Annotated in this window: 16 protein-coding genes; 6 read left to right on the top strand and 10 right to left on the bottom strand. The window is 66.7% G+C overall.

Translation table 11 applies throughout. From position 1 onward, the window contains the following. The first annotated feature begins 34 nt into the window (after window positions 1-34). From hutI to ACD584_RS07250, 5 genes are all read left to right on the top strand, one after another. Window positions 35-1,240 carry an imidazolonepropionase gene (gene hutI / locus ACD584_RS07270; RefSeq protein ID WP_070692915.1) on the top strand — a complete coding sequence of 402 codons (1,206 nt, stop codon included), beginning with the start codon at window positions 35-37 and terminating at the stop codon, window positions 1,238-1,240. A gap of 12 nt (window positions 1,241-1,252) precedes the next feature. Beyond that, window positions 1,253-2,794, top strand: coding sequence for a histidine ammonia-lyase (hutH, locus tag ACD584_RS07265; RefSeq protein ID WP_076035971.1), 1,542 nt, complete (start codon window positions 1,253-1,255; stop codon window positions 2,792-2,794). A 34-nt stretch (window positions 2,795-2,828) separates the two neighbouring features. Then, window positions 2,829-3,671 carry an N-formylglutamate deformylase gene (gene hutG, locus ACD584_RS07260; RefSeq protein ID WP_076035972.1) on the top strand — a complete coding sequence of 281 codons (843 nt, stop codon included), beginning with the start codon at window positions 2,829-2,831 and terminating at the stop codon, window positions 3,669-3,671. 15 nt (window positions 3,672-3,686) lie between these two features. Further along, on the top strand, window positions 3,687-5,354 hold the full coding sequence (gene hutU / locus ACD584_RS07255) for a urocanate hydratase (RefSeq protein ID WP_076037726.1): 1,668 nt from the start codon (window positions 3,687-3,689) through the stop codon (window positions 5,352-5,354). Between the two features lie 173 nt (window positions 5,355-5,527). Next, complete coding sequence (locus ACD584_RS07250) at window positions 5,528-6,265, top strand: hypothetical protein (protein ID WP_116889594.1); 738 nt, start codon at window positions 5,528-5,530, stop codon at window positions 6,263-6,265. Window positions 6,266-6,483: 218 nt separating this feature from the next. Here ACD584_RS07250 and ACD584_RS07245 read toward each other — a convergent pair whose 3' ends face one another. The 6 genes from ACD584_RS07245 to ligA form a co-directional block, all read right to left on the bottom strand. Next, a complete protein-coding gene (locus tag ACD584_RS07245; RefSeq protein WP_076035973.1) occupies window positions 6,484-8,955 on the bottom strand; it encodes a glucose/quinate/shikimate family membrane-bound PQQ-dependent dehydrogenase in 2,472 nt (823 codons plus the stop codon). Window positions 8,956-9,146: 191 nt separating this feature from the next. Continuing rightward, window positions 9,147-11,846 carry a DNA gyrase subunit A gene (gene gyrA / locus ACD584_RS07240; protein ID WP_011036756.1) on the bottom strand — a complete coding sequence of 900 codons (2,700 nt, stop codon included), beginning with the start codon at window positions 11,844-11,846 and terminating at the stop codon, window positions 9,147-9,149. A 208-nt stretch (window positions 11,847-12,054) separates the two neighbouring features. Continuing rightward, entirely contained in the window at window positions 12,055-13,119 is a 1,065-nt protein-coding gene (gene mtnA / locus ACD584_RS07235) for an S-methyl-5-thioribose-1-phosphate isomerase (RefSeq protein ID WP_076035974.1), read from the bottom strand. Window positions 13,120-13,166: 47 nt separating this feature from the next. Beyond that, the gene (locus ACD584_RS07230; RefSeq protein ID WP_014507405.1) at window positions 13,167-13,853 is read right to left on the bottom strand and encodes a DUF3011 domain-containing protein; all 687 of its coding nucleotides are present in this window, start codon (window positions 13,851-13,853) and stop codon (window positions 13,167-13,169) included. Between the two features lie 111 nt (window positions 13,854-13,964). Further along, entirely contained in the window at window positions 13,965-14,939 is a 975-nt protein-coding gene (gene epmA, locus ACD584_RS07225) for an EF-P lysine aminoacylase EpmA (protein ID WP_070692906.1), read from the bottom strand. Further along, complete coding sequence (gene ligA / locus ACD584_RS07220; RefSeq protein WP_076035975.1) at window positions 14,936-17,437, bottom strand: NAD-dependent DNA ligase LigA; 2,502 nt, start codon at window positions 17,435-17,437, stop codon at window positions 14,936-14,938. Before ligA ends, epmA begins: the two co-directional genes overlap by 4 nt. A gap of 187 nt (window positions 17,438-17,624) precedes the next feature. Between ligA and ACD584_RS07215 the strand changes: the two genes are divergently transcribed. After that, complete coding sequence (locus ACD584_RS07215; RefSeq protein WP_070692904.1) at window positions 17,625-18,749, top strand: pyridoxal phosphate-dependent aminotransferase; 1,125 nt, start codon at window positions 17,625-17,627, stop codon at window positions 18,747-18,749. A gap of 180 nt (window positions 18,750-18,929) precedes the next feature. Here ACD584_RS07215 and zipA read toward each other — a convergent pair whose 3' ends face one another. The 4 genes from zipA to ACD584_RS07195 all read right to left on the bottom strand — a co-directional run bounded on the left by zipA (window position 18,930) and on the right by ACD584_RS07195 (window position 24,357). Next, entirely contained in the window at window positions 18,930-19,664 is a 735-nt protein-coding gene (gene zipA / locus ACD584_RS07210; protein WP_070692902.1) for a cell division protein ZipA, read from the bottom strand. Window positions 19,665-19,720: 56 nt separating this feature from the next. After that, window positions 19,721-23,224, bottom strand: coding sequence for a chromosome segregation protein SMC (smc, locus tag ACD584_RS07205; protein ID WP_076035976.1), 3,504 nt, complete (start codon window positions 23,222-23,224; stop codon window positions 19,721-19,723). Window positions 23,225-23,402: 178 nt separating this feature from the next. Continuing rightward, complete coding sequence (locus ACD584_RS07200; protein ID WP_228437992.1) at window positions 23,403-23,687, bottom strand: hypothetical protein; 285 nt, start codon at window positions 23,685-23,687, stop codon at window positions 23,403-23,405. 16 nt (window positions 23,688-23,703) lie between these two features. Beyond that, window positions 23,704-24,357 carry an alpha/beta hydrolase gene (locus tag ACD584_RS07195; RefSeq protein WP_228437991.1) on the bottom strand — a complete coding sequence of 218 codons (654 nt, stop codon included), beginning with the start codon at window positions 24,355-24,357 and terminating at the stop codon, window positions 23,704-23,706. Between the last annotated feature and the right edge of the window lie 69 nt (window positions 24,358-24,426).

The raw sequence follows: 24,426 nt of genomic DNA, 5'->3' as shown, positions 1-24,426 counted from the left end.
TGTATATACATATCAGACCACACAGGCCTGCGCTATGCATTGCGATGTCCTTTGGCACAACGCGCGGTTGATGACGCTGGACGCTGGCGACGGCGGCCTGGGCAGCGTGGACGATGGCGTGGTCGCCTGCCAGGACGGCACCATCGTGTACGCCGGGCCGGCAGCCGATGCGCCGCCGCTGCAGGCCACCCACACCCACGATTGCCAACGGCGCTGGATCAGCCCCGGCCTGATCGACTGCCATACCCACCTGGTGTACGCGGGCAACCGCGCCAATGAATTCGAACAACGCCTGCGCGGCGCCAGCTATGCGCAGATCGCCGCCGCCGGCGGTGGCATTGTGGCGACCGTGCGCGCGACGCGTGCCGCCGATGATGCCGCCTTGCTCGCCGCCAGCCTGCCGCGCCTGGACGCGCTACTCGCCGAAGGCGTGACCACGCTGGAGATCAAATCCGGCTACGGCCTCACGCTGGAAGACGAAATCAAGCAGCTGCGCGTCGCGCGCCAGCTCGCCACGCTGCGCCAGGTGGAGGTGGTGCCTACCTTCCTGGGCGCGCATGCGGTGCCGCCTGGCATGCAGGCACAAACCTATATCGATGCGGTGTGCCAGGAGATGATCCCGGCGGTGGCGGCGCAGGGCCTGGCCGAAGCGGTGGATGTGTTCTGCGAGCATCTGGCGTTTTCGCCGGCGCAGGCCGAACAGGTATTCGTCGCCGCGCAGGCGCACGGGCTGCAGATCAAGATCCACGCCGAGCAATTGAGCAACCAACACGGCGCCGCGTTGGCCGCGCGCTACGGTGCCTTGTCGGCGGACCACATCGAATATCTGGACCAGGCTGGAGTCGACGCAATGGCCCATGCCGGCACCGTCGCAGTGCTGTTGCCGGGCGCGTTCTACTTCACCCGCGACACCCAATTGCCGCCGATTCCCGCATTGCGCGCGGCCGGTGTACCGCTGGCCCTGGCCACTGACTGCAACCCCGGCACCTCGCCGCTGACCAGCCCGCTGCTGGCGATGAACATGGCCGCCACCTTGTTCCGCATGACGGTAGACGAATGCATCGCCGGCTTCACCCGCGAAGCGGCACGTGCGCTCGGACGGGGCGACCGGCTGGGCCGGCTGCGCGCCGGCATGCAGTGCGATCTGGCGATCTGGGACATCGACGCGCCGGCCGATCTGGTCTACCGCATGGGCTTCAACCCTCTCCACACCCGCGTTTGGCGCGGGCATCCTTGCTGACCCGGAGTCGTCATGAGTGCGTCTGTTGTGTTGCAGCCCGGCCAGGTCACCCTGGCGCAGTGGCGTGCGCTGTATCGCGGTGCCGAAGTCACCCTGGACCCTGCCTGCGCGCAGGCGGTGTTGCGTAGCGCGCAGACGGTGAAGGCCATCGTGGCGCGGGGCGAGCCGGTGTACGGGGTCAACACCGGCTTCGGCAAGCTGGCCAGCGTGCGGATCGAACGCGACGATCTGCAGACCCTGCAACGCAATATCGTGCTCTCGCACGCGGCCGGTGTCGGCGAACCCACCCCGGTGCCGGTGGTGCGGCTGATGATGGCGCTCAAGCTCACCAGCCTGGCGCAGGGCGCCTCGGGAATTCAGCCCGATACCCTGGCGCTGCTGGAGGCGATGCTGCGCAAGGGCATCACCCCGGTGGTGCCGTGCCAGGGCTCGGTGGGTGCGTCGGGCGACCTGGCGCCGCTGTCGCACCTGGCCGCGGTGATGATCGGCGTGGGCGAGGCATTTGTCGGCGATCAGCGCCTGCCGGCGGCGGACGCGCTGGCCCGGGCGCAGCTGCAGCCACGCGTGCTTGGCGCCAAAGAGGGCCTGGCGCTGCTCAACGGCACCCAGTTCTCCACTGCCTGCGCGCTGGCCGGCTTGTTCGAGATCGAAACCGTGCTGCAGGCCGCGCTGGTCACCGGCGCGCTGTCGGTGGAAGCGGCCAAGGGCTCGGACACGCCCTTCGATGCGCGCATCCATGCCTTGCGCGGGCAACCCGGGCAGATCGCAACCGCGGCCGCCTTGCGTGCGCTGATGGCGGAATCGGCCATCCGCGAATCGCATCGGCTGGGCGATGTGCGCGTGCAGGATCCGTACTGCCTGCGCTGCCAGCCACAAGTGATGGGCGCTGCACTGGATGTGATGCGCCAGGCCGCACGCACGCTGGAAATTGAAGCCAATGGCGTGTCCGATAACCCGCTGGTCTTCAGCGATACCGGCGAGGCGTTGTCGGGCGGCAACTTCCACGCCGAACCGGTGGCGTTTGCGGCCGACATGCTGGCGCTGGCGGTGTGCGAAATCGGCTCGATCAGCGAGCGCCGCACCGCGATGCTGGTCGACCCGGCGCTCTCGGGCCTGCCGGCGTTTCTCACCCCACGCCCTGGCTTGAATTCGGGCTTCATGATTCCGCAGGTGACCGCCGCCGCGCTGGTCTCGGAGAACAAGCAACGCGCCTATCCGGCCAGCGTCGATTCGATTCCCACATCCGCCAACCAGGAAGATCACGTGTCGATGGCCGCGCATGGCGCACGCCGCCTGCTGGCGATGGCCGACAACGCCGCGCACGTCATCGGCATCGAACTGCTGGCCGCCGTGCAGGGCTGCGATTTCCACGCACCGCTGCGCTCCAGCGCCGCACTGGAAGCCGCGCGTGCACTGCTGCGTGCACAGGTGCCCACGCTGCAGGACGACCGTTACTTCCATCCGGACATGCTGGCCGCCAGCGCGCTGGTGCGCTCGGGCGCCCTCGCCACTGCGGTGGGCATTGCGCTGCCTGGCGTGGAGCTGAGCGCATGAGCCGGCCCATCGCCTCGCATCGCGGAGCGCGCGCATGAGCGCCCTGCCCGACTGGCTGCACGTGCAGCGCGGCAACGCACCGCTGCTGATCAGCTTCCCGCACACTGGCACCGACCTGCCGGAGAGCGTGGCCAACCACTTCGTCTCGCCATGGCTGGCCTGCCGCGATACCGATTGGTGGGTGGATCAGCTCTACGACTTTGCGCAGAGCCTGGGCGCCACCACCGTGCGCACGGCGATTTCGCGTTCGGTCATCGACGTCAATCGCGACCCGAGTGGTGCCTCGCTGTATCCCGGCCAGCACACCACGGGCCTGTGCCCGTTGACCACCTTCGACAATCAGCCGCTGTACCGCGATGGGCAGGCGCCGGATCCGGCACAGATCGCGTTGCGCCGCATGCAATGGTTCGACCCGTATCACGCTGCGCTGGCCGATGAAATTGCACGTCTGCGCGCACTGCATCCGCGCATCGTGGTCTATGACGCGCATTCGATCCGCTCGCACATCCCGCACCTGTTCGCCGGCGAATTGCCGCAGTTCAACATCGGCAGCAACGACGATGCCAGTTGCGATCCGGCACTGGCCGATGCGGTGGAACAGCTGTGCCGCAGCAGCGGCTCCAGCACCGTGCGCAACGGCCGTTTCAAGGGTGGCTGGATCACCCGCCACTACGCGCAGCCGGATCAGGGCGTGCACGCGCTGCAGATGGAACTGGCCTGCCGCGGCTACATGCAGGAACCGGAACAGATCACACCGGACACCTGGCCAACGCCGTGGCATCCGGTACACGCGGCCGCACTGCGCGCCGTCTTGCGGCATGTGTTGCGCGCCTGCCTGGATTTCGCCGCGGGCGCCACGCCCGCAGCTCACCGTTGATTGAAGGACCTTGGCATGACCCGTCACGACTCCACCCGCGTCATCCGCGCCGCCACCGGCACCACGCTCACCGCCAAGAGCTGGCTCACCGAAGCGCCGCTGCGCATGCTGATGAACAATCTGGACCCGGACGTGGCCGAGCGTCCGGAGGAACTGGTGGTGTACGGCGGCATCGGCCGCGCCGCGCGCGATTGGGAATCCTTCGATGCAATCGTCGCCGCACTCACCCGCCTGGACGATGACCAGACCCTGTTGGTGCAGTCGGGCAAGCCGGTCGGTGTGTTCCGCACCCACGCCGATGCGCCTCGCGTGCTGATCGCCAACTCCAACCTGGTACCGCGCTGGGCCACCTGGGACCACTTCAACGAACTGGATAAAAAAGGCCTGGCCATGTACGGCCAGATGACTGCGGGCAGCTGGATCTACATCGGCGCGCAAGGCATCGTGCAAGGCACCTACGAAACCTTCGTGGAGATGGGCCGCCAGCATTACGGCGGCAGCCTGGCCGGCAAGTGGCTGTTTACCGGCGGGCTCGGTGGCATGGGTGGCGCGCAGCCGCTGGCCGCGGTGATGGCCGGCGCCTCCTGCCTGGCGGTGGAATGCCGCCGCTCCAGCATCGACATGCGCCTGCGCACCGGCTACCTGGACACCTGGACCGACTCGCTGGACGAGGCGCTGCGTCTGATCGAGGAATCGTGCACCGCGAAGAGGCCACTGTCGGTCGGCCTGCTCGGCAATGTCGCCGACGTGCTGGACGAACTGCTGCTGCGCGGCATCAAGCCGGACCTGCTGACCGACCAGACCTCCGCGCACGACCCGGTCAACGGCTACCTGCCGCAGGGCTGGACGGTCGAGCAGTGGGACGAACAGCGCGTCAGCGCGCCGAAGGACGTGGAAGCCGCCGCGCGCGACTCGATGGCCAACCACATCCGCGCCATGCTCACCTTCCATGCGCTCGGCGTGCCCACCGTGGATTACGGCAACAACCTGCGGCAGATGGCGCTGGAAGAAGGCATCGACAACGCCTTCGACTTCCCCGGCTTCGTGCCCGCATATATCCGGCCGTTGTTTTGTCGCGGCATCGGGCCGTTCCGCTGGGTGGCGTTATCCGGCGACCCGGAAGACATCGCCAAGACCGATGCAAAGGTCAAGGAACTCATCCCCGACGATGCGCACCTGCACCGCTGGCTGGACATGGCCGCTGAAAAGATCGCCTTCCAGGGCCTGCCCGCGCGGATCTGCTGGGTCGGCCTGGGCGACCGCCATCGGCTCGGCCTGGCCTTCAACGCGATGGTGCGCAGCGGCGAGCTGAAGGCACCGGTGGTGATCGGCCGCGATCATCTGGACTCCGGCAGCGTCGCCTCGCCCAATCGCGAAAGCGAAGCGATGGCCGATGGCTCCGATGCGGTCTCCGACTGGCCCCTGCTCAACGCCCTGCTCAACACCGCCAGCGGCGCCACCTGGGTTTCGCTGCATCACGGCGGCGGCGTCGGCATGGGCTTTTCGCAGCACGCCGGCATGGTCATCGTCTGCGACGGCAGCGAAGCAGCAGACAAGCGGATCGAACGCGTGCTCTGGAACGACCCGGCCACCGGCGTGATGCGGCATGCCGATGCGGGATACGCCATCGCCGTGGAGTGCGCGAAGGACCAAGGCCTGGATTTGCCGGGCATCCTGAGCTGAGCCTGGCCCCACTGACAGCGCCACGCGCTGTCAGTGGGGCGAAGCCACGCGCAAGCCCCTAGTTGGCGGTTGCCGCAAAGGCCGCGGCACTGCACATCGAGCATCTTCAAGCGAAAGCGCTCAAGTCTGCCGATTCCTGGCCGACAAGATATGCATCGTTCCGAGGAGCCTCCATGGGCATCCTGATCTACCTGGTGCCTGCCTTCGCACTCTGGGCGCTCATCGCCACGGGGTTGGCGTTCGTGCGTGGGCGCCAGCTCACTGCCGAGTACGGGCAGCACGCCAGCACCCAGGACAGTCTTGCGCGCTATCAGGCGGCGCTGTCGCAGCTGAAAGCACGTGCGGCGGCGACCACGCTGGAGCTGGAGTCCCTGCAACGCAGCTACACGGTGTTGAAGCAATCGCTCGATCAGCAGGAACAGAATGCCTCGGTGCAGCAGTCTTCAGACACGCCCGACCAGGTGATTCCGATGGTGATGGTGCAGCGCCTGGATATCGCTGCGGAAATCGGCACGTTGTTTGCGCATGTCGCGCGCGTGGCACGCAGCCTGCGCCGTTACAGCGCTTACAGCCGCGGCCACAACGCGCCCGAACCCAGCACTGCACGCTACGACCTGCATTGGCTGGCCGATTGCCTGCACAGCTTCGACCAGATCGGCCATGCGCTGCTGCGTGGCAACGCGGCTGCGCTGATCACGGCGTGCCAGGATCTGCTGTCGATGTACGAGCACTACCTCAAGGATGGTTCCGGCTATAACAGCCGCGATACCTTCCAACGCCTGAGCAGCGACATACCGCTGTCAGAGGCCACCGACGCCATCCGCTCGATCATCGTCAAGGCCACACTGGCGCAGGACGTGCAGGATGCCGTGAAGGAAGAGCAAGACAGTCTTGCAAGTGCTGTGAACTGAGTGCCTGGGTTGAGTGCCTGAGGCGTGCAGCGCGGAATCTGGGACGTTTGCTTTCTTACAACGCATCCGCGCAGGTCCTTCGTATCGCGCCTTGAATTGAGCGCTCGGGCTGATTGTCCGAGCTGCGCGTCTGGACGGGTTGCGAGGGATGCGCGCTAAAGAAACGCGCCGCAAGCGGCGCGTTTCTGATTTACAGATCCAACCAACCGCGTTGCCGCTTACCGCTGCGGCAACGCGTAGGCCACCAGGGCATCGCCTGCCGGGGTTTCCATGAAGTGGTGACCGGCCGCCATGATCACCAGATACTCGCGGCCGCCGTAGGCGTAGACCATCGGGTTGGCCTGGCCACCGGCCGGCAGCTTGGCGTGCCACAGCTCCTTGCCGGTGGCCAGGTCGATCGCACGGATCAGGTCATCGGTTGCGGCGGCAATGAAGATCAGACCGCCCGCGGTGACCACCGAGCCACCGTTGTTCGGCGTGCCGATTTCGATCGGCAGGCCGGAGCGAATCCCGAACGGCCCGTTGCCGCGCGAACTGCCAAAGGGACGGTCCCACAGGGTCTTGCCGCTCTTCAGATCGATGGCGCGAATGCCGCCATAGGGGGGCTGCTTGCACAGCAGCTTGGTGAACGGCAACCGCCAGCCGGCGTTGACGTTTACCGCGTAGGGCGTGCCGGCCTGCGGGTCGCCGGCGCCTTCGGCACCACCGGCATCGCCACGCACCTGATCGCGCGGAGCCCAGCCCAGCTTGTCCGCCTTGGCGCGCGGCACCAGGATGTTGTAGTTGGGCATGTCGTTATAGTTGGCCACGATCACGCCACGGTGCGGATCCACCGCCACGCTGCCCCAGTCCGAGCCGCCGTTATAGCCGGGATATTCGATGGAATGGCGGTCGGCTTCGGGCGGCGTGTAGATGCCCTTGTAGCTCGCCTTGCGGAACTGGATACGGCACACCAGCTGATCGATCGGGGTCATGCCCCACATGTCGCGCTCGGTCAGATCCGGCTTGCGCAGCGTGTGGTACAGCGAGAACGGCTGGGTCTTGGAGCGCATCTGCGGCTCCACACCACCGCCGGGCACGGCGCGCTCTTCCACGCCAACCAGCGGCTCGCCGGTGCGGCGGTCCAGCACGTACAACTCGCCCTGCTTGCTTGGCAGCAACACGGCCGGCACGTTGACGCCATCCTTGGGGAAATCGATCAGGCTCGGCTGCGAGCCGAGGTCGTAATCCCATGCGTCGATATGCGTGGTCTGGAAATTCCACACCGGCTTGCCGGTGGTCACATCCAGCGCTACCAGCGAGGTGGCGTAGCGGTTTTCCGTCGGCGTGCGCGAGCTGCTCCAGTAGTCCGCGGTGGAATTGCCCATCGGCAGATACACGTAACCCAGCTGTTCGTCGGCCGCTGCGGTGGTCCACATGTTGGGGGTGCCGCGCGTCCAGGTCTGGCCAGGCGGCGGTGCACCATTCCATTCGGGATGGGTCATGTCCCAGGCCCAGCGCAACTGGCCGGTGACCGCGTCAAAGCCCTGGATCACGCCCGAGGGCTCGTAACGCTTCTGCCCGTCAAGGACCTGATGCCCGGTGACCACCACGCCGCGCACGATGGCCGGCGGCGAGTTGATCGAGATGTAGCCCGGTGGCGTCTCGCCCATGCCGACGGTGATGTCGACCTGGCCGTTCGTGCCGAAGTCCGCGCATGGCGTCCCGGTGCGCGCATCCAATGCGATCAGGCGCCCATCCAGCGTGCCTTCGATCACGCGCGTACGGCACAGCGCAGGCGCCGTCGCCGCCTGCGCCGCGGCTGCGTCATTCGCGGCCGGTGCTGCCGTAGGCACTTCGTAATACGACACCCCGCGGCAGGCCGCGGTATACGGAATGGCCTCGTCCTTGACCTTGGGGTCGTAGCGCCAACGCTGCTTGCCGGTGGAGGCGTCCAGCGCGATCACCTGATTGCGCGCGCTACACAGATACAGGCTGTCGCCGACTTTCAACGGCGTGGTTTCGGCGCCCCAGCGCTTGGTCGGCACATCGCCGGTATGGAACACCCACGCCTGCTGCAGCTGGCTGACATTGTCGCGATTGATCTGCGTCAGCGGCGAATAGCGCTGCCCAGCCTGGCTGCGTCCATATGCGGCCCAGTCGTCATCGGCCGGCGCATTGGCGGGCTGTGCCGGCTGCGCGCCATCGGCGGGGCGATTGACTACACCTGCGGCCATGCCTGCCACCTGCGTCAATGCACCCTCGGCCTCGGTGATTCCGAACGGCACGAAGGCCAACGCAAAGGCCACCACAAACACCACTGCCAGTCCGCCAGCCACGCTGCGCGAGACGGCGCGCGACACCGGGCGCTCGAGCTTGGGCAACAGCAGCGCCAGCACAAACGCCAGGCCCACGATCAACCCGAGCCGCGGCACCCAGCGCCAGTAATCACTGCCCGATTCCCACCACGTCCACAGCAGCGTGGCGGCCACGACGACGGCAAACCACCACGCGCCGGCATTGCGGCCGCGGAACAGCAACACGCCAGCGATCAGCATCGCCAGGCCTGCCGGTGCGTAATACCAGGATCCGCCCAGCGTGGCGAGCCACGCACCACCTGCCAGCAGCACCAGCCCCAGCAGCACAATCACACCTCCCAGAATCGCCAGGGCCCAATGGCCGCGACGGGAGGGACGAAGCAATGTCGACATCAGTAGTTCCTCTTTGCATCTGCGGCCAACGCAACGTTGCCGCACCACGAACTACCTTCGACCCGTTTTTGTGAAAGACCTGCGTTCTTTGCTGACACGTTCTGTCAACAATGCGTTACAGCCAAATACCGCAAAAAGAACGCCGGCAATGCGCCGGCGTTTTTCATGACTGTGCACATCGCACCGCGCGATCAGCCCTCGGCAGGCGGCGCATCGCTGGTGATTGCAACCGCCTCGTCCACCACATCCTCGGGCTCTTCCAGCGAGGCATCCAGGCGTTCGACGGCCTGCAGTTTCTCGCCCTTGGACAGCCGAATCAGCGTCACGCCCTGGGTGTTGCGGCCCACGCGCGAAATCTCCGAACCACGCGTGCGCACCAAGGTGCCACCATCGGAAATCAGCAGCACTTCATCGGTGGAACCCAGCAGCACCGCACGCACCAACTTGCCGTTGCGCTCGGTGGTCTGGATACCGATCACGCCTTGCGTGCCGCGTCCCTTGCGCGGGTATTCGGCCAGCGGCGTGCGCTTGCCATACCCGTTCTCGGTGGCGGTGAGGATGTAGGCCACATCACCGTTGTCGGCCACATCGATCACTGCCGGCTCGGCGCCGTCGGTGGTCTCCACGACCTCCTCGGCACTCTCGTCCTCGACCTCGTCTTCCACCCCGCCGGCACGCTCGGAAACGATCAGGCTGACTACCTCCTCGCCCTTGGCCAGACGGATACCGCGCACGCCGGTGGCGGTGCGGCCCATCGAGCGCACGGTCGACTCGCCAAAGCGCACGGTCTTGCCGTTGGAAGCAAACAGCAGTACATCGCGGTCGCCATCGGTCAGCGCCACACCCACCAGCGCATCGCCTTCATCGAGATTGATGGCGATCTTGCCGCGCGCCAGACGGAACGCGAACTCGCTCAGCGGGGTCTTTTTGACCGTGCCGTTGCGGGTGGCGAAGAACACGTAACGGTTGTCGGCGTATTCGCGCACCGGCAGCACCGCCTGCACGCGCTCGCCCGATTCCAGCGGAATCCAGTTGATGATCGGGCGACCGCGTGCATTGGAGCCGGCCTCCGGCAACTGATGCACCGGCAGCCAGAACACCTTGCCGCTGCTGGTGAAGGTCAACAGCGTGTCGTGCGTGTTGACCAGCCACAGCTGATCGATGAAATCTTCTTCCTTGGTCGACGCCGCCGAACGGCCACGGCCACCGCGGCGCTGCGCGCGATACGCGCTCACCGGTTGGCGCTTGGCATAGCCCGCGTGCGACAGCGTCACCACTACGTCTTCCGGCGCGATCAGATCCAGGATGTCCAGGTCTTCTTCGCTGTGACGGATCTCGGTGCGGCGCGCATCGCCATACTCTTCGCGGATGTTGATCAGCTCGTCGCGAATCACCTGCAACAGCACGTCGGGATTTTCCAGGATGCGGATCAGGCCCTGGATGACTTCGAGCAACTGCTTGTATTCGTCGGTGAGCTTTTCCTGCTCCAACCCGGTCAGGCGATGCAGACGCATTTCCAGAATCTGCGAGGCCTGCACTTCGCTGAGCTGGTAGAAGCCGTTGGACAGGCCCACGCCCGGCGCCAGATCTTCCGGCTTGGACGCCTCGGCACCGGCAGCGCCGAGCAGCGCGCCCACCAGGCCCGGTTCCCAGGTCTTGGCCAGCATGCGCTCGCGCGCTTCCTGCGGATTGGCCGAGGTCTTGATCAGCTCAATCATCTCGTCGATGTTGGCCAACGCGACGGTCAGACCTTCCAGCACATGCGCACGTGCGCGTGCCTTGCGCAGTTCGAAGATGGTGCGGCGGGTGACCACCTCGCGCCGGTGGCGGATGAACGCCTCCAGCATCTGCTTGAGGTTCATCAACTGCGGGCGGCCATCGACCAGCGCCACCATGTTGATGCCGAATACCGACTCCATCTGGGTCTGCTGGTACAGGTTGTTGAGCACAACCTCGGCCGACTCGCCGCGCTTGATTTCGATGTAGATGCGCATGCCGTCCTTGTCGGACTCATCGCGCAGCTCGCTGATGCCTTCGAGCTTCTTTTCCTTCACCAGCTCGGCGATCTTTTCGATCAGCCGTGCCTTGTTGACCTGGTACGGAATCTCGGTGACCACGATCGCTTCGCGGCCGTTGTCGGCCACTTCCACGTCGGCCTTGGCACGGATGCGCACCCGGCCACGGCCGGTGCGGTAGCCGGCGGCAATGCCGGCGGTGCCGTTGATGATGCCGGCAGTGGGGAAATCCGGGCCCGGGATGTACTCCATCAACCCTTCGATATCCAGCTCCGGCGTGTCGATCAGCGCGATGCACGCGTTGATCGCTTCGGTCAGATTGTGCGGCGGGATATTGGTGGCCATGCCCACCGCGATACCGGCCGACCCGTTGACGAGCAGGCTCGGGAACCGGGTCGGCATGACCGTCGGCTCGAGTTCCTTTTCATCGTAATTGGGCTGGAAATCGACGGTTTCCTTCTCGATGTCGGCCATCAGCTCATGCGCCAGCCGCGACATGCGCGACTCGGTGTAACGCATCGCCGCGGCGGAGTCGCCGTCGACCGAACCGAAGTTACCCTGGCCGTCCACCATTAGGTAGCGCAGCGAGAACGGCTGCGCCATGCGCACCAGCGTGTCGTACACCGACTGGTCGCCGTGCGGGTGGTACTTACCGATGACGTCGCCGACGATACGCGCCGACTTGAAGTAGGCCTTGTTGCTGTGCGCGCCCAACTCGTTCATCGCGAACAGCACACGGCGATGCACGGGTTTGAGGCCGTCGCGCGCATCGGGGAGTGCGCGCCCCACGATCACGCTCATCGCGTAATCGAGGTAGCTCTTGCGCATCTCGTCTTCCAGGTTGACCTGGATGATTTCCTTGGCGGTTTCTGCCATTCGGGTTCCGTAAGTGAGGTGGCGGGCGAGCCGGAAAGCCGCGTCGGGGGCGCCTCAGAGACAGGCTGCCGACCCCACGCTCCCGCCGATCGATTCAAGCGCCGGATTGTAGCATGAAGGGGCAACCAATGCCGCCGGTTTACCAGCCAGAAACAAGCACTTGCAGGACTTTGCGGGGCACTTGCCGGCCCCGCGCCCGTGTGCTGGCTCAGTTGCCGAAGGCGGCCTGCATGCGCGCCAGGTTCGGCTGCGCGATGACGCCACGTTCGGTGACGATGGCATCGATCAGATGGCCCGGGGTGACGTCGAACACCGGATTCCAGGCATGGATGCCGTCGGCCACGGTGCGTACGCCGCCCACGCCGAACAATTCGCCCGGATCGCGCTGTTCGATCTCGATCTGGTCGCCATCGGCGGTGGCCATGTCCACCGTGGACGACGGCGCCACCACCATGAACTTGACGCCGTGGTGGCGGGCGGCGATCGCCAGCTGGTAGGTGCCGATCTTGTTGGCAGTATCGCCATTGGCGCAGATGCGGTCGGCGCCGACGATCACCCACTGCACCAGGCCGGATTTCATCAGGTGCGAGGCGGCCGAATCGGCGATCAGGGTGGCGTCGATGCCATCCTGCTGCAGTTCCCACACCGTCAGCCGCGCGCCCTGCAGCCAGGGCCGGGTCTCGCCGGCGAACACCTTGCTGATGCGCTGCTGCGCCATGCCGGCACGGATCACACCCAGCGCGGTGCCGAAGCCGGCGGTGGCCAGCGAACCGGTATTGCAGTGGGTCAGCACACCGCTGCCGGGTGCGATCAGGGCGGCGCCGAGCGCGCCCATATGGCGGTTGGCGGCCAGGTCCTCGTCGGCGATGGCCTGCGCCTCGCGGGCCAGCACATCGGGCCAGTCCGGCCCTGCGGCGGCGAGCACGCGCCGCATGCGCATCAGCGCCCAGGCCAGGTTGACCGCGGTCGGGCGCGCGGCATTGAGCCGCAACAGCGCCGGTTCCAGCTTCTGCAGTGCCTCGCTGCCGCTGTCGGCGGCGATCTCGCGCGCTGCCAGCACCACGCCCCAGCCGGCGGCAATGCCGATCGCAGGCGCGCCGCGCACGGCCAGCGAATGGATGGCCTCGGCCACCGCATCGCTACTGTCGCAACGCACGTGCTCCACCACGAAGGGCAGCTTGCGCTGGTCGAGCAATTCCAGGGCATCACCGGTCCACAGCAGCGGACGGATGTGGTCGTAGCGGGCGTAATCGATATGGGCGCTGTCGTTCATGCCGCCATTGTAAGGCGCGTGCGCCGGGCAGTCAGTGGACGGGCCCGTCAGTCGACGATGAACTCGGCCCGGCAGCCGTCGTTGACCCACACGCCATCGCGGCTCCAGCCCCAGGTCTGCCCTTCCACGCACGGCGAGCCGGAGATCTGCTTGCGCAGGCGCACGCTGCGCTCCACCGACACCCCGCACATGCGGCGCGAGCGGCTCTTGGACTCGCAGGTAAGGGTGCGCGGCATGTCGACGAAGCCGGAGCCATCCTCGGCGCCCACTTCGAATTCGCCATCGCACCCACGCGAGACCCAGATTTCATTGCGGCGGGTGCCCCAGCTACGGCCTTCCTTGCACGGCCACACCGAGCGTTGGCGCAACAGCCGCACCGGCGCGCCGCGCAGGATCACCGGGCACGCCACCTTGCTGCCATTGGAATCGCAGCGCACCACACGGCGCATCTGCGGAGCGGCCAGCACGCGGGCCGAGGCGAATTCCGCACGGCAGCCCTGCTCCACCCACACGCCATCGCGTTCGATATCCCACTCGCTGCCGCGGATGCAGCTGGTCTCGGACAGTTGGCGCACCAGTTGCACGCCGTGTTCGGTGTCCATGTCGCAATGCACGCGCGCCATGTCCTTGGATTCGCAACGCACCACGCCGGAGCCACGCTCCGCCGCCTGCACATCGGCCAGCATCAGCAGCGGCAAGCCCCACAAACCGCATAAGCCGATCAGCCACTTCATGCTGAAAATCCTCACCCGAAACGACCAACGCCGCGCCCCCGTGGACGTGATGATGAGAGCACCATCGATGTGAAGAAAGCAATACGACGCCGATGACAGTGCGGTGGCGGCTCAGGCGTGTGCGAACGCAAATGCCAGCACATCGGCAATCTGCGTGGTGCCACGCATGGCCATCAACAGGCGGTCCACGCCGACCGCCACGCCCGCACAATCGGGCAGCTGCGGCAATGCCTGCAGCAGGCGCTCATCCAACGGCAACGGTGGCAGGCCACGCGCCGCACGCCGCTGGTTGTCGCGTTCGAAGCGCATGCGTTGTTCGTGCGCGTCGTTCAATTCGTGATAACCGTTGGCCACTTCATACGCGCCCAGGTACAGCTCGAAGCGTTCGGCCACCGGCGGGGTGTCGTTGCGAATGCGTGCGAGCGCGCATTGGCTGGCCGGCCAGTCGTGCACCACGGTCAGCGTGTCGCGCGCAAAAGCTGGCTGGATGTGGTGGGTCATCAGCAGATCCAGCCAATCGTCGCGGGTCAGCCCATCGGCAGCGATCGCCACACCGGCCAGCGGCGCGCGCAATACGTCCAGCGGCGCCAGCAAGGCGTCAATTCCCAGGTGGTGCAGAAACAGTTCGCGATAGGTGAGCACGTTGACCGACGCGCTGCGCCCGACCAGCGCCAAGGCCTGTTCGATCAACGCGACGGTTTCATTCGCCAGCGCGCGATGATCCCAGCCCACCCGGTACCACTCGAGCATGCTGAACTCGGGATTGTGGCGGCCACCGGCTTCGCCATTGCGAAACACCCGCCCCAGCTCATAGCAATCGCCGACGCCGGCGGCGAGCAACCGCTTGAGCGGATACTCAGGCGAGGTCCGAAGCCAGCGCGTGGGCGCACCCGCATCAACATGGCCACTGAAGCGGGTGCTGAAACTCTCGATGTTTGGCTCGGTATTGCCTGCCACCGAGAGCACCGGGGTTTCCACTTCCAGCACGGCGCGCTCGGCGAAAAAGCCGCGAATCAGGGCATTCAGGCGCGCGCGCAGGCGCAGCGCCTCCAGATCCACCGGCAGTTCGTCGAACAGCGTGCTCATATCGCTTGACCGTGCTCACTCAGGAATGCCAGCAGCCGCGCTTCATCCCAGATCTCCACGCCCAGGCTCTGCGCCTTGTCCAGCTTGGAGCCGGCTTCTTCGCCCGCCACCAGGAACGCGGTTTTCTTGGAGACGCTACCGGCCACCTTGGCGCCCAGCGATTCCAGGCGCTGCTTGGCGGCATCGCGCGTCAGCGCGGCCAGCGTGCCGGTGATGACCACGGTCTGGCCGTCCAGCGGCCCGGCCTGCACCGCATCGGCCTGCGGCAATTGCGCCAGCAACGCGTCCATGGCGCGTTGCGCGGCCGTTGCCAGTGCCGCATTTTCCGGGCGCGCCAGCCACTGCTGCAGCGAGGCGATCACCGGCGCCGGCACACCGGCTTGCAGCAACGGGTCGGCCTCGGAGGCGATCAACGCATCGAAGGAGGCGGTTGCAGCGGCCAGTTGCTGCGCACGCACCGGGGTGACCTTGGGAATATCCAGGTCTTCGAGCAGCACCGCAAAACTCAGCGCGCCGCGCAGCTTGGGCGAAGGCGGATGCGCATCGCCGATGCGCACGCCACGCTGCAGCAGGTCATCGATCGCCTGCTGGTTGCCGGCCTGATCGAAGAAATGCCCGAGCGAGCGCGCCACTTCACCGCCGATGTCCGGCACGCGCTTGAACAGCGGCCAGGGCAGATGGCGGATCACCTCCAGTTCGCCAAACCACGCCGACAACGCCTTGGCGGTGCTCTCGCCGACGTGCTCGATGCCCAGCGCAAACAGGAAGCGCTCCAGCGTGGTGTCGCGCGAGGTCTCGATCGCCTCGATCAGGTTTTCGGCCCACTTGGTGGCGATTTTCTTGCGATTCCAGTCGAACGCCGGCAAGCCCGCGCGCAACAGATCGGCCTGCCAGGTCTGCGGCGCCGGCTGCACGCCGGCAAGATCCACACCGATGCCGACCATGGTCTGCTCGACCTGCGCATACGCACCGGCAACCAGGTGCTCGCGTGCTTCACGCAAGAACGCATGCGGGCTGTCGGCGGTGCTGATCAAACGCAGCTGCAGCAGCTGGTCGACGTTGAGCAGATACAGGTCGGCCACACCCTGCACCACGCCACTGTCGACCAGCACTTCAATGAACTTTTCGCCCAGCCCGTCCACGTCCATCGCGCGGCGCGACACAAAATGGCGGAAGGCTTCCTTGCGCTGCGCCGGGCACGTGAGCTCGCCGGAACAACGCCACACCGCCTGGCCTTCTTCGCGCACGATCTCCGAGCCGCACACCGGGCATTGGGTCGGCATCTGCCAAGCGTGGGTGCCGGCAGGCCGCTGCTCGGCGACCACACCGGCCACCTCCGGAATCACATCGCCGGCGCGCCGCACGATCACCGTGTCGCCCACGCGCACATCCAGGCGCGCGATCTGGTCGGCGTTGTGCAAGGTCGCGTTGGTCACCACCACACCGGCCACGTGCACCGGTTTCAAGCGCGCCACCGGCGTTGCCGCACCGGTGCGGCCGATCTGGATTTCGATCGCCTCCACCGTGGTGGATTGCTCCTGGGCCGGGAACTTGTGCGCCAGCGCCCAGCGCGGTGCGCGCGACACAAAGCCCATCTCGCGCTGGCCAGCCAGATCGTCCAGCTTGTACACCACGCCATCGATATCGAATGGCAGGCCGTCGCGTGCTTCACCGATGCGTCGGTAGTAGGTCAGCAAGCCCTCGCTGCCCTGCACCACCTCTACCAGCTGGCTGACCGGGAATCCCCATTCGCGCAGTTGGGCCAGCATCGCCGAGTGGGTGGGCGGCAACGCACCTTCCGCGACCTCGCCCACGCCGTAGGCAAAAAAACTCAACGGCCGTTGCGCGGTGATGCGTGCATCGAGCTGGCGCAACGAACCGGCCGCACCATTGCGCGGATTAGCCAGCACCTTGCCGCCCTGCAGGCGCATCTGCGCGTTATAGGCCTCGAACGCGGCACGCGGCATGTAAACCTCGCCACGCACCTCCAGCACCTCGGGCCAGCCCGTGCCACGCAAGCGCAGCGGAATGGCCTTGACGGTGCGCAGATTGGCGCTCACATCCTCGCCGGTGGCGCCATCGCCGCGGGTGGCGCCCTGCACGAATTCGCCCTGTTCGTAGCGCAGGCTGATCGCCAGGCCGTCGAGCTTGGGTTCGGCGCAAAACACCGGCTGCTTGCGCTCCAGCCGTTCGCTGATGCGGCGCACGAACTCGGCCACTTCCTCGTCGCTGAAGGCATTGCCCAGCGACAACATTGGCAACGCATGCCGCACTTCGGCAAACCGCGAAGCGGCCAGATAGCCCACGCGCTGGGTCGGCGAATCGGCAGTGGCCAGCTCCGGATGCGCCGCTTCCAGTGTCTCCAGCTCGCGCAGCAGCCGGTCGTACTCGACATCGGCGATCTGCGGCTCGTCGAGCACGTGGTAGCGGTAGTTGGCGTCTTCGATGCGCTGACGCAGGGCATCGATGCGCTGTGCGGGATCCGGGCTGGCAGTCATGCGATCGCAGAAAGGATGCTGGGCCGCCCATTCTAACGGCCGCCGCCGGTGCCGGACGTGGTGCAGGCAGACCGCTGCGGAGCACCGTCCGTCGGAAGCGGACGCGGCAGCGTGATTCCCGATAGGCAGACGGTCGCAAAACCGCTAGCGTTGCGCCCTCTTCGCCCAACCCCTCCGGAGCTCACCCGTGTCGTTGCCCGTCTCGCGCCGTTCCTTCCTCAGCCTTGCCACGTCCGGCCTGGCGGTGTCCGCCCTGGGGCTGACGCCTGCGGCAGAGGCGGCCCGCAAGCGCGCCGCCGCACCCGCGGCGCCGAGCGTGGCGCTTGCGGCCGGCACGGTGTACCTCAACTTCAACGAGCATCCCACCGGCCTGTCGCCGGCTGCACTGGATGCGGCGAGCCGCTCGCTGGCGCGCTCGGGCCGCTATCTGTTCGAAATGGAACAAGACCTGCGCAACCTGATGGCCGGCGAACTGCAGCTGCCGCACGATCACCTTGCGTTCTTTCCCGGCTCCAGCGACCCGCTCAATCGCGCCGGCACCTTGTTCACGTCACCGCGCGCCGGCCTGGTCATGGCCGACCCGACCTTCGAAGCGCTGGCAGACCTGGCCGCCGCGCAAGGCGTGCCGGTCCGCAAGGTGCCGCTGCGTGCCGACGGCGCGCATGACGTCAAGGCCATGGCCAAGGCCGACCCGAGCGCCGGGCTGATCTATCTGTGCAACCCCAACAACCCGACCGGCTCGATCACCCCGCGCGCGGAGATCGAATGGCTGCTCGCCAACAAACCCGCCAGCGCCGTGCTGGTGGTGGACGAAGCCTACATCCACTACAGCACCGAGCCGTCGGTGGCCGATCTGGTGCGCCAGCGCCAGGACCTGATCGTGTTGCGCACGTTCTCCAAGCTCTACGGCATGGCCGGCATGCGGCTCGGTGCTGCGCTGGCGCCCCCGGGCCTGCTGACCAAGCTGGCCAGCCTGGGTGGCAACCCCCTGCCCGTCCCGGCGATGGCCGCGGGCATCGCCAGCCTGCGCGATCCGATGCTGGTGCCCAGCCGCCGCGCCGACAACGCCCGCGTCCGCGACGACACCATCGCCTGGCTGAAATCCAAGGGCTACACCTGTCTGCCTTCGCAGGCCAATTGCTTCATGGTCGACGTCAAGCGCGACGGCAAGGTGTTCGCCGACTCGATGCAGAAGCAGGGCGTCATCGTCGGCCGCAGCTGGCCGATCTGGCCCAAGCGCGTGCGCATAAGCGTCGGCACGGAGGCAGAAATGCTGCGTTTTCGCGAGGCGTTTGCTAAAGCGAAGCGTTGAGCACTAAGCACTGAGTGGCAATCCCTTCTCCCCTCGGGAGAAGGTGCCCCGAAGGGGCGGATGAGGGTGCGAGCAAAGCCTCGTGCCGCCCAGCCGCGCCAGGGCTTCGCCCCGTCCCCTCACCCCAACCCTCTCCCGCAGGAGAGGGACTTTGATTCCCTCTCCTGCGGGAGAGGGGAATCACCAGCGCGGCGACTTGGTCAGCGGCGGAGCCTGATGCTGGCGGTCGTAAGCACGCAGTTCGTCGCGGATATGCGCAACGCGCTGGCGACCCAAGGCGTTGCGGCTGTCGTCCAGCACCACGCCGTCGAGCAGTTCGGCCATGCGTTGCACGGTGGGCAACATCTTTTCCCAGGCATCGAGCGCGGTCATCGGTGCCGGCAAGGTCAGGAAGAAGGCGATCGCCGGCGTCTGCATCTCGCGGATGTTGGCCATGTCGAAGCTGCCCGGCTTGAGAATGCTGGCCATGCTGAAGATCGGGCCGCGCTCGGGATGCCCTTCCACCAAACGGTGAAAGACATTCATGTGGCCAAACACCAGGCCGGTCTTTTCCGCGGCAACCACCACGTCTTCGCCACGCAGCACCTGGCCGGCCTTGGCCGCCACGAACAGCGACACGATCTTGTCGAAATCCTGATTCGGGCGCTTGCCGACATCGTTGCCGCCAGCACCGTCCTGGTCATCGAGTTCCAGTTCGCTCTGTTCGGCGCCGGTGTCGCTGCGCTCGAAGGGCGTGCCGTCCGCGTCCACGCCGCTGGAAATCACCGGCTCACGGCGTTCGCGCGGCTGGGTGTCGTCCTTGTCCACCCGTCGCCCCTGCGGCGATTTTTTCGGGCGGCCAAACAGGAAGATGGCCGCGACCAGCAGCAGTCCAGCGATCAGGATCCCGATCCGGATCATGGCCATGTCGGACATTCAGCGTGCCTCCGCGCAAGAGTGACAGGTGTAATCATTCCAGCAAGCATGGCACGTCATGCCGCGCCCGCCAAACGTGCGGCCTCTTCCAGGTCCACGCTCACCAGGCGACTGACGCCGGGTTCGCGCATGGTCACGCCGGAGAGCTGACGCGCCGCTTCCATGGTCGCCTTGTTGTGGCTGACGAACAGGAACTGCACCTTCTCGCTCATCTCCTTGACCATGTTGGCCAGGCGGCCGACGTTGGCCTCATCCAGCGGCGCGTCCACCTCGTCGAGCAGGCAGAACGGCGCCGGGTTGAGCTGGAAGATCGCAAATACCAGCGCCACCGCGGTCATCGCCTTTTCGCCACCGGACAGCAGCGAAATGCTCGACACGCGCTTGCCCGGCGGGCGCGCCATGATGGTCACGCCGGTGTCGAGCAGATCTTCGCCGGTGAGCTCCAGATACGCGTGGCCACCGCCGAACAAGCGCGGATACAAGGCCTGCACACCCGAGTTGACGCGGTCGAAAGTGTCCTTGAAGCGGCCACGGGTTTCGCGATCGATCTTGCGGATCGCTTCTTCGAGCGTTTCCAGTGCGGTCGTCAGGTCCACGTTCTGCGCGTCCAGATATTCGGACCGCTGCGCGGCTTCGCCGTATTCCTGGATCGCGGCCAGGTTGACCGGCTCCAGCCGGCGCATGCGGGCATCGATCTGCCCCACCGCCGCTTCCCACTCGGCCGGTTTGGCGGCCTCGTCCAACCCATTGACCACGTCTTCGAGCACGAAGCCGGCCTTGACCACCGCGGCGGCGAGTTGTTCGGCGTTGAGCACCAGCGCCTGCTGGTCGAGCTTGCGCTGGGAGATGCGCTCGCGTTGCGCCAGGGCCTGCTCGTCGCGCTGCTGGCGGGTCTGTTCAAAGCTGCGCAGTTCGCCGTCGATGCTGTCCAGCATGGTGCGCGCCTCGCCGAGCACGCGCTCGGTGCGCACGCGCTCGCTCAAGGTGGCCTGATGTTCGTGTTCAAGCGTTTCAACCGGCGAATCGCCTTCGCTCAACTGCGCCACCAGATCTTCCAGGCGCGTGTCGAGTTGACCGCGCTGGCTATCCATGCGCTCCAGGGTCTGGCTCAGCGAGGTGATCTGGGTGCGCTGGGATTCCAGCGTGAGTGCCAAGGCATGCATCGCATCGCGTACGCCACGCGCGGCATCGCGCGCTTGGTCGCGTGCATCGGTGAGATGGCGGCGTTCGTCTTCCAGCGCCTGACGCGTGCCCTGCAGATCGCCCATCAGGGTGACCGCGTCTTCGAGTTTCGCGCGGGCCTCGCGGGCCTGTTCGCGGCTGGTATCCAGCGTTTCCAGCAACTGCGACAACTCGTTTTCGATGCGCTCGATGCGCGTGCGCGCCGCGTCCACCTTGCCCTGCTGGCTCTGCAGCTGGCCGGCCAGTTCGGACACGCTGCGGTGCGCCATGTACAGCTGGCGCTGCGCGTCTTCGCGCTGTTGTTCGGCGGCCAGCAGTTGCTCGCGGAAGCTGGCCAGTTGTTCTTCCAGGTCGCCCTCACGCTCCTGCAGCGTGTCGATCTGTGAGCGCAGCTCCTGGATCTCGCGCTCGCGCAGCAACGCGCCCTGCTTGGCCGCGCCGGAGCGCGACACGCGCACCCAGCCCTCGCCCAGCCGTTCGCCGCTGCGGGTGATTACCGAATCGCCGTCCGGCAGGTTGCGCTGCAGGCTGCGCGCGGCATCCAGGTCTTCGGCGGCATGCAGGCGCGCCAGCAAGCGGCGGATCGCAATCGGCCCCTGCACCTTGGCGGCAAGCGAGGTCGGCGCGAACTGCACGTTGTCGGTGGCCGACGACACCAGCGCGATGCGCCCGTCGCCCAACTCGCCCAGCGCATCGACCAATTGCTCCGGCGCCTCCACCAGCACGCCTTCGATCAACTGGCCCAACGCGCCTTCCACCGCGTTCTCCCAGCCGCTTTCCACGCTGATGCGCTCGCCCACGCGCGCGGCCGAATCCAGCCCGCGCGCCTTGAGCCAGGCCACCGCCGCGCCCTGTTCCTGACCCAGCGCAGCCTGCTGCAAGGTTTCCAATGACGACAGCCGGCCACGTGCGGCCTGCGCCTGCTTGCGGACTTCGGCCAGTTCGCCCTGGCTGGCGCGTTGCTGTTCCTGCAAGCCACCCAGCGCGTGCTTGCGCGCTTCGACCTGCTCGGTCAGCCCGTCCAGCGAGGCCTTTTGCGTTTCATGCCGCAGTTCGATCTGTTCGAACGCTTCGGCCAACGCATCCAGATCCAGCCCGGCGCGTTCGTTTACCAGCGCCTCGCGGCGACGGTCGGCTTCCAGCGATTGCCGGTCCAGATAATCGACGCGGGTGCGCTCCACTTCGCCGGCGCGCGAGGCTTCGCCGGTGTCGCGGTTATGGGTTTCCCAGCGCTGCTGCCAGTCGGCCAGGCGGGCTTCGGCCTCCCGCAGTGCGTCCTGGCGGAATTCGTGGTCTTCGCGCAATTGCTCCAGCTGCGGTTCGGCATCGGCCACCGCCTCGCGCAACACCGCCAGCTTGGCGGAGTCGCCGCTGATGTGCTGGGTGAGCTCCTGCAGCTGGCTCTGCGCTTCGTCACGCGCCTTGTGCAGGCGATGCGAGAGTTCGCGCTGATGCTGGATCTGCTGCTCGATACGCGCCAGTGCGCCACCGACCTGGTAGACATCGGCCTGCGCCTTGGCCACCGCTTCGGCGGCTTCCTCGCGACGCACTCGGCCGGTTTCGATGCGCGCTTCGGCATCGCGCTGCTCGGCGATCAGCTGCTGCAGGCGGGTTTCTTCCTGATTCAACTTTTCGCGCAGGCCTTGCAGCTGGCCATCCAGGCCGCGGTATTCCAGCGCCTTCCACTCCGCATCCTTGATGCGTCGCTCTTCCTGCAGGGCCTGATACTGCTCGGCCTGCCGCGCCTGGCGCTGCAGATGCGCCAGCTGCTTGGTGATTTCCTCGCGCAGGTCACCCAGGCGATCGAGGTTTTCGCGCGTATGGCGGATGCGCGTTTCGGTTTCCTTGCGGCGTTCCTTGTACTTGGAAATGCCGGCGGCTTCTTCCAGGTAGACACGCAGATCTTCCGGGCGCGCCTCGATGATCTGGCTGATCATGCCTTGCTCGATGATCGAGTAGCTGCGCGGCCCCAGGCCGGTGCCCAGGAACAGGTCGGTGATGTCGCGACGCCGGCACTTGGTGCCGTTGAGGTAATAGGCGCTGTTGCCGTCGCGGCTGACCAGGCGCTTGACCGAGATCTCGTTGAACGAGGCGAACTCGCCGGTGATGGTGTGATCGGAGTTATCGAAGATCAGCTCCACCGTCGCCTGCGACACCGGCTTGCGCGCCGAGGAGCCGGAGAAGATCACGTCGGTCAGCGAGTCGCCGCGCAGGCGGCTGGCCGAGCTTTCGCCCATCACCCAGCGCACCGCATCGATGATGTTGGACTTGCCGCAGCCATTGGGGCCGACGATGCCGGTCATGTTGGTGGGCAGGTGCAACGTGGTCGGGTCGACGAACGACTTGAAACCGGACAGCTTGATCGTGGAAAGACGCATGGACGCTAGGGATCTCGGTCAACGGCGCAACAGGCGCCGTCGGGACGGGTTTGCGAGGGCTTCGCCCCTGGCTGGCAAGGCGCCGGCGGCAGTACACGAAGCGAACGATTGATGGCGAGTATAGCCGGGCAGGCACGGCGGGCATGGCCGCCGCGCAGGCCATGGCGGCCGGCGCGGTTCAGGACCGGCGCGGCCGGCGGCCACGCACCGGCAGGCCCGCAAGGTGTTGCAGCGCGGCCCGCAGTGCGGCGCGGAACACTGACGCATGGTGCACTGCGGGAAATTCCTGGTAGCGCACCGCCAACCGCGGCACCGTTGCCAGGCGCTCGGCCAGGCGTGCAGCGGCATCTGCGGGCGCGCCGGCAGTGGCCTCCAACAAGGCGGCACGGTGTGGATCCTGCCGGGCATGCGGATCGATGTGCCCTGCCCGTTCGGCACCGCCGAGAAACAGCCACAGGCGCATGGCGCGCGCCGGCCCCTCACGGCTGAAACTGTTGCTCCGGATCGCCCAGCAACGCTCCCTGTGACCACCACAGCGATGGGCTCGCGGCCGCGTATTCGGTGAACGGCCCACGCCCTGAGTAGAGCGCGTGCAGCACGAACAGCCCGGCCAACGAATGCCCCCAGAGCGCGTGCCGCTCACGGTCCAGCGGCACGCGCCGCGCCAGCGCGGGCATGGCCTGCCCCGTCAACACCTCCAGCAGCGCGTCGGCGCCGCCGCCCACCGGCCCGGGTGGCGCCTTGGGCGCGGCAAGGAACCGATGGTCCGCTGTCTGGAACGTGTAGTCATGCGCACGCCTGGGCAGATCCACCAGCAGGTCGTTGTCGGGCCCAACGAACACCAGTACCCACGGGGTCCGCGCAGCGGCCAGGCCCTGCAGCCATGCGTGATCGAACTGCGCCAGCGCCCGGTTACCGTCCAGCATCCACAACGCCGGGAATCCGCGCCGCGGCGGCCGGGTCCGCGGAATGCCGATGCGCATGCGCCAGCGGCCGCCGTGTCCGTCCTCAACGTCGAACGTTTCGAACCGGTAGAACGGCGAGCGCGCATCGAGAACCGAGCGGCCAAGCCGTGCCGATGGCCGACCACCGCGCGGCCGCGTTCCGGAGACAGCGTATCGATGCGACCGCATGCATTGCGCCTCGAATCCTGCAAGGAACGCCGAGCCTGCAACGCAGCACGCCACGCGGCAAGCACAGGC

The organism is Xanthomonas sp. NCPPB 2922, assembly GCF_041520885.1.
In the GTDB taxonomy this organism is placed as follows: Bacteria; Pseudomonadota; Gammaproteobacteria; order Xanthomonadales; family Xanthomonadaceae; genus Xanthomonas; species Xanthomonas campestris.
Note: the sequence above shows the minus strand (reverse complement) of the source record. Positions and strands in the feature narration are given on the sequence as shown.

Coding starts and splice junctions, on each gene's coding strand:
- hutI (WP_070692915.1), top strand. CDS start 35: ATGCATTGCGATGTCCTTTGGCACAACGCGCGGTTGATGACGCTGGAC.
- hutH (WP_076035971.1), top strand. CDS start 1,253: ATGAGTGCGTCTGTTGTGTTGCAGCCCGGCCAGGTCACCCTGGCGCAG.
- hutG (WP_076035972.1), top strand. CDS start 2,829: ATGAGCGCCCTGCCCGACTGGCTGCACGTGCAGCGCGGCAACGCACCG.
- hutU (WP_076037726.1), top strand. CDS start 3,687: ATGACCCGTCACGACTCCACCCGCGTCATCCGCGCCGCCACCGGCACC.
- ACD584_RS07250 (WP_116889594.1), top strand. CDS start 5,528: ATGGGCATCCTGATCTACCTGGTGCCTGCCTTCGCACTCTGGGCGCTC.
- ACD584_RS07245 (WP_076035973.1), bottom strand. CDS start 8,955: ATGTCGACATTGCTTCGTCCCTCCCGTCGCGGCCATTGGGCCCTGGCG.
- gyrA (WP_011036756.1), bottom strand. CDS start 11,846: ATGGCAGAAACCGCCAAGGAAATCATCCAGGTCAACCTGGAAGACGAG.
- mtnA (WP_076035974.1), bottom strand. CDS start 13,119: ATGAACGACAGCGCCCATATCGATTACGCCCGCTACGACCACATCCGT.
- ACD584_RS07230 (WP_014507405.1), bottom strand. CDS start 13,853: ATGAAGTGGCTGATCGGCTTATGCGGTTTGTGGGGCTTGCCGCTGCTG.
- epmA (WP_070692906.1), bottom strand. CDS start 14,939: ATGAGCACGCTGTTCGACGAACTGCCGGTGGATCTGGAGGCGCTGCGC.
- ligA (WP_076035975.1), bottom strand. CDS start 17,437: ATGACTGCCAGCCCGGATCCCGCACAGCGCATCGATGCCCTGCGTCAG.
- zipA (WP_070692902.1), bottom strand. CDS start 19,664: ATGTCCGACATGGCCATGATCCGGATCGGGATCCTGATCGCTGGACTG.
- smc (WP_076035976.1), bottom strand. CDS start 23,224: ATGCGTCTTTCCACGATCAAGCTGTCCGGTTTCAAGTCGTTCGTCGAC.
- ACD584_RS07200 (WP_228437992.1), bottom strand. CDS start 23,687: ATGCGCCTGTGGCTGTTTCTCGGCGGTGCCGAACGGGCAGGGCACATC.
- ACD584_RS07195 (WP_228437991.1), bottom strand. CDS start 24,357: ATGCGGTCGCATCGATACGCTGTCTCCGGAACGCGGCCGCGCGGTGGT.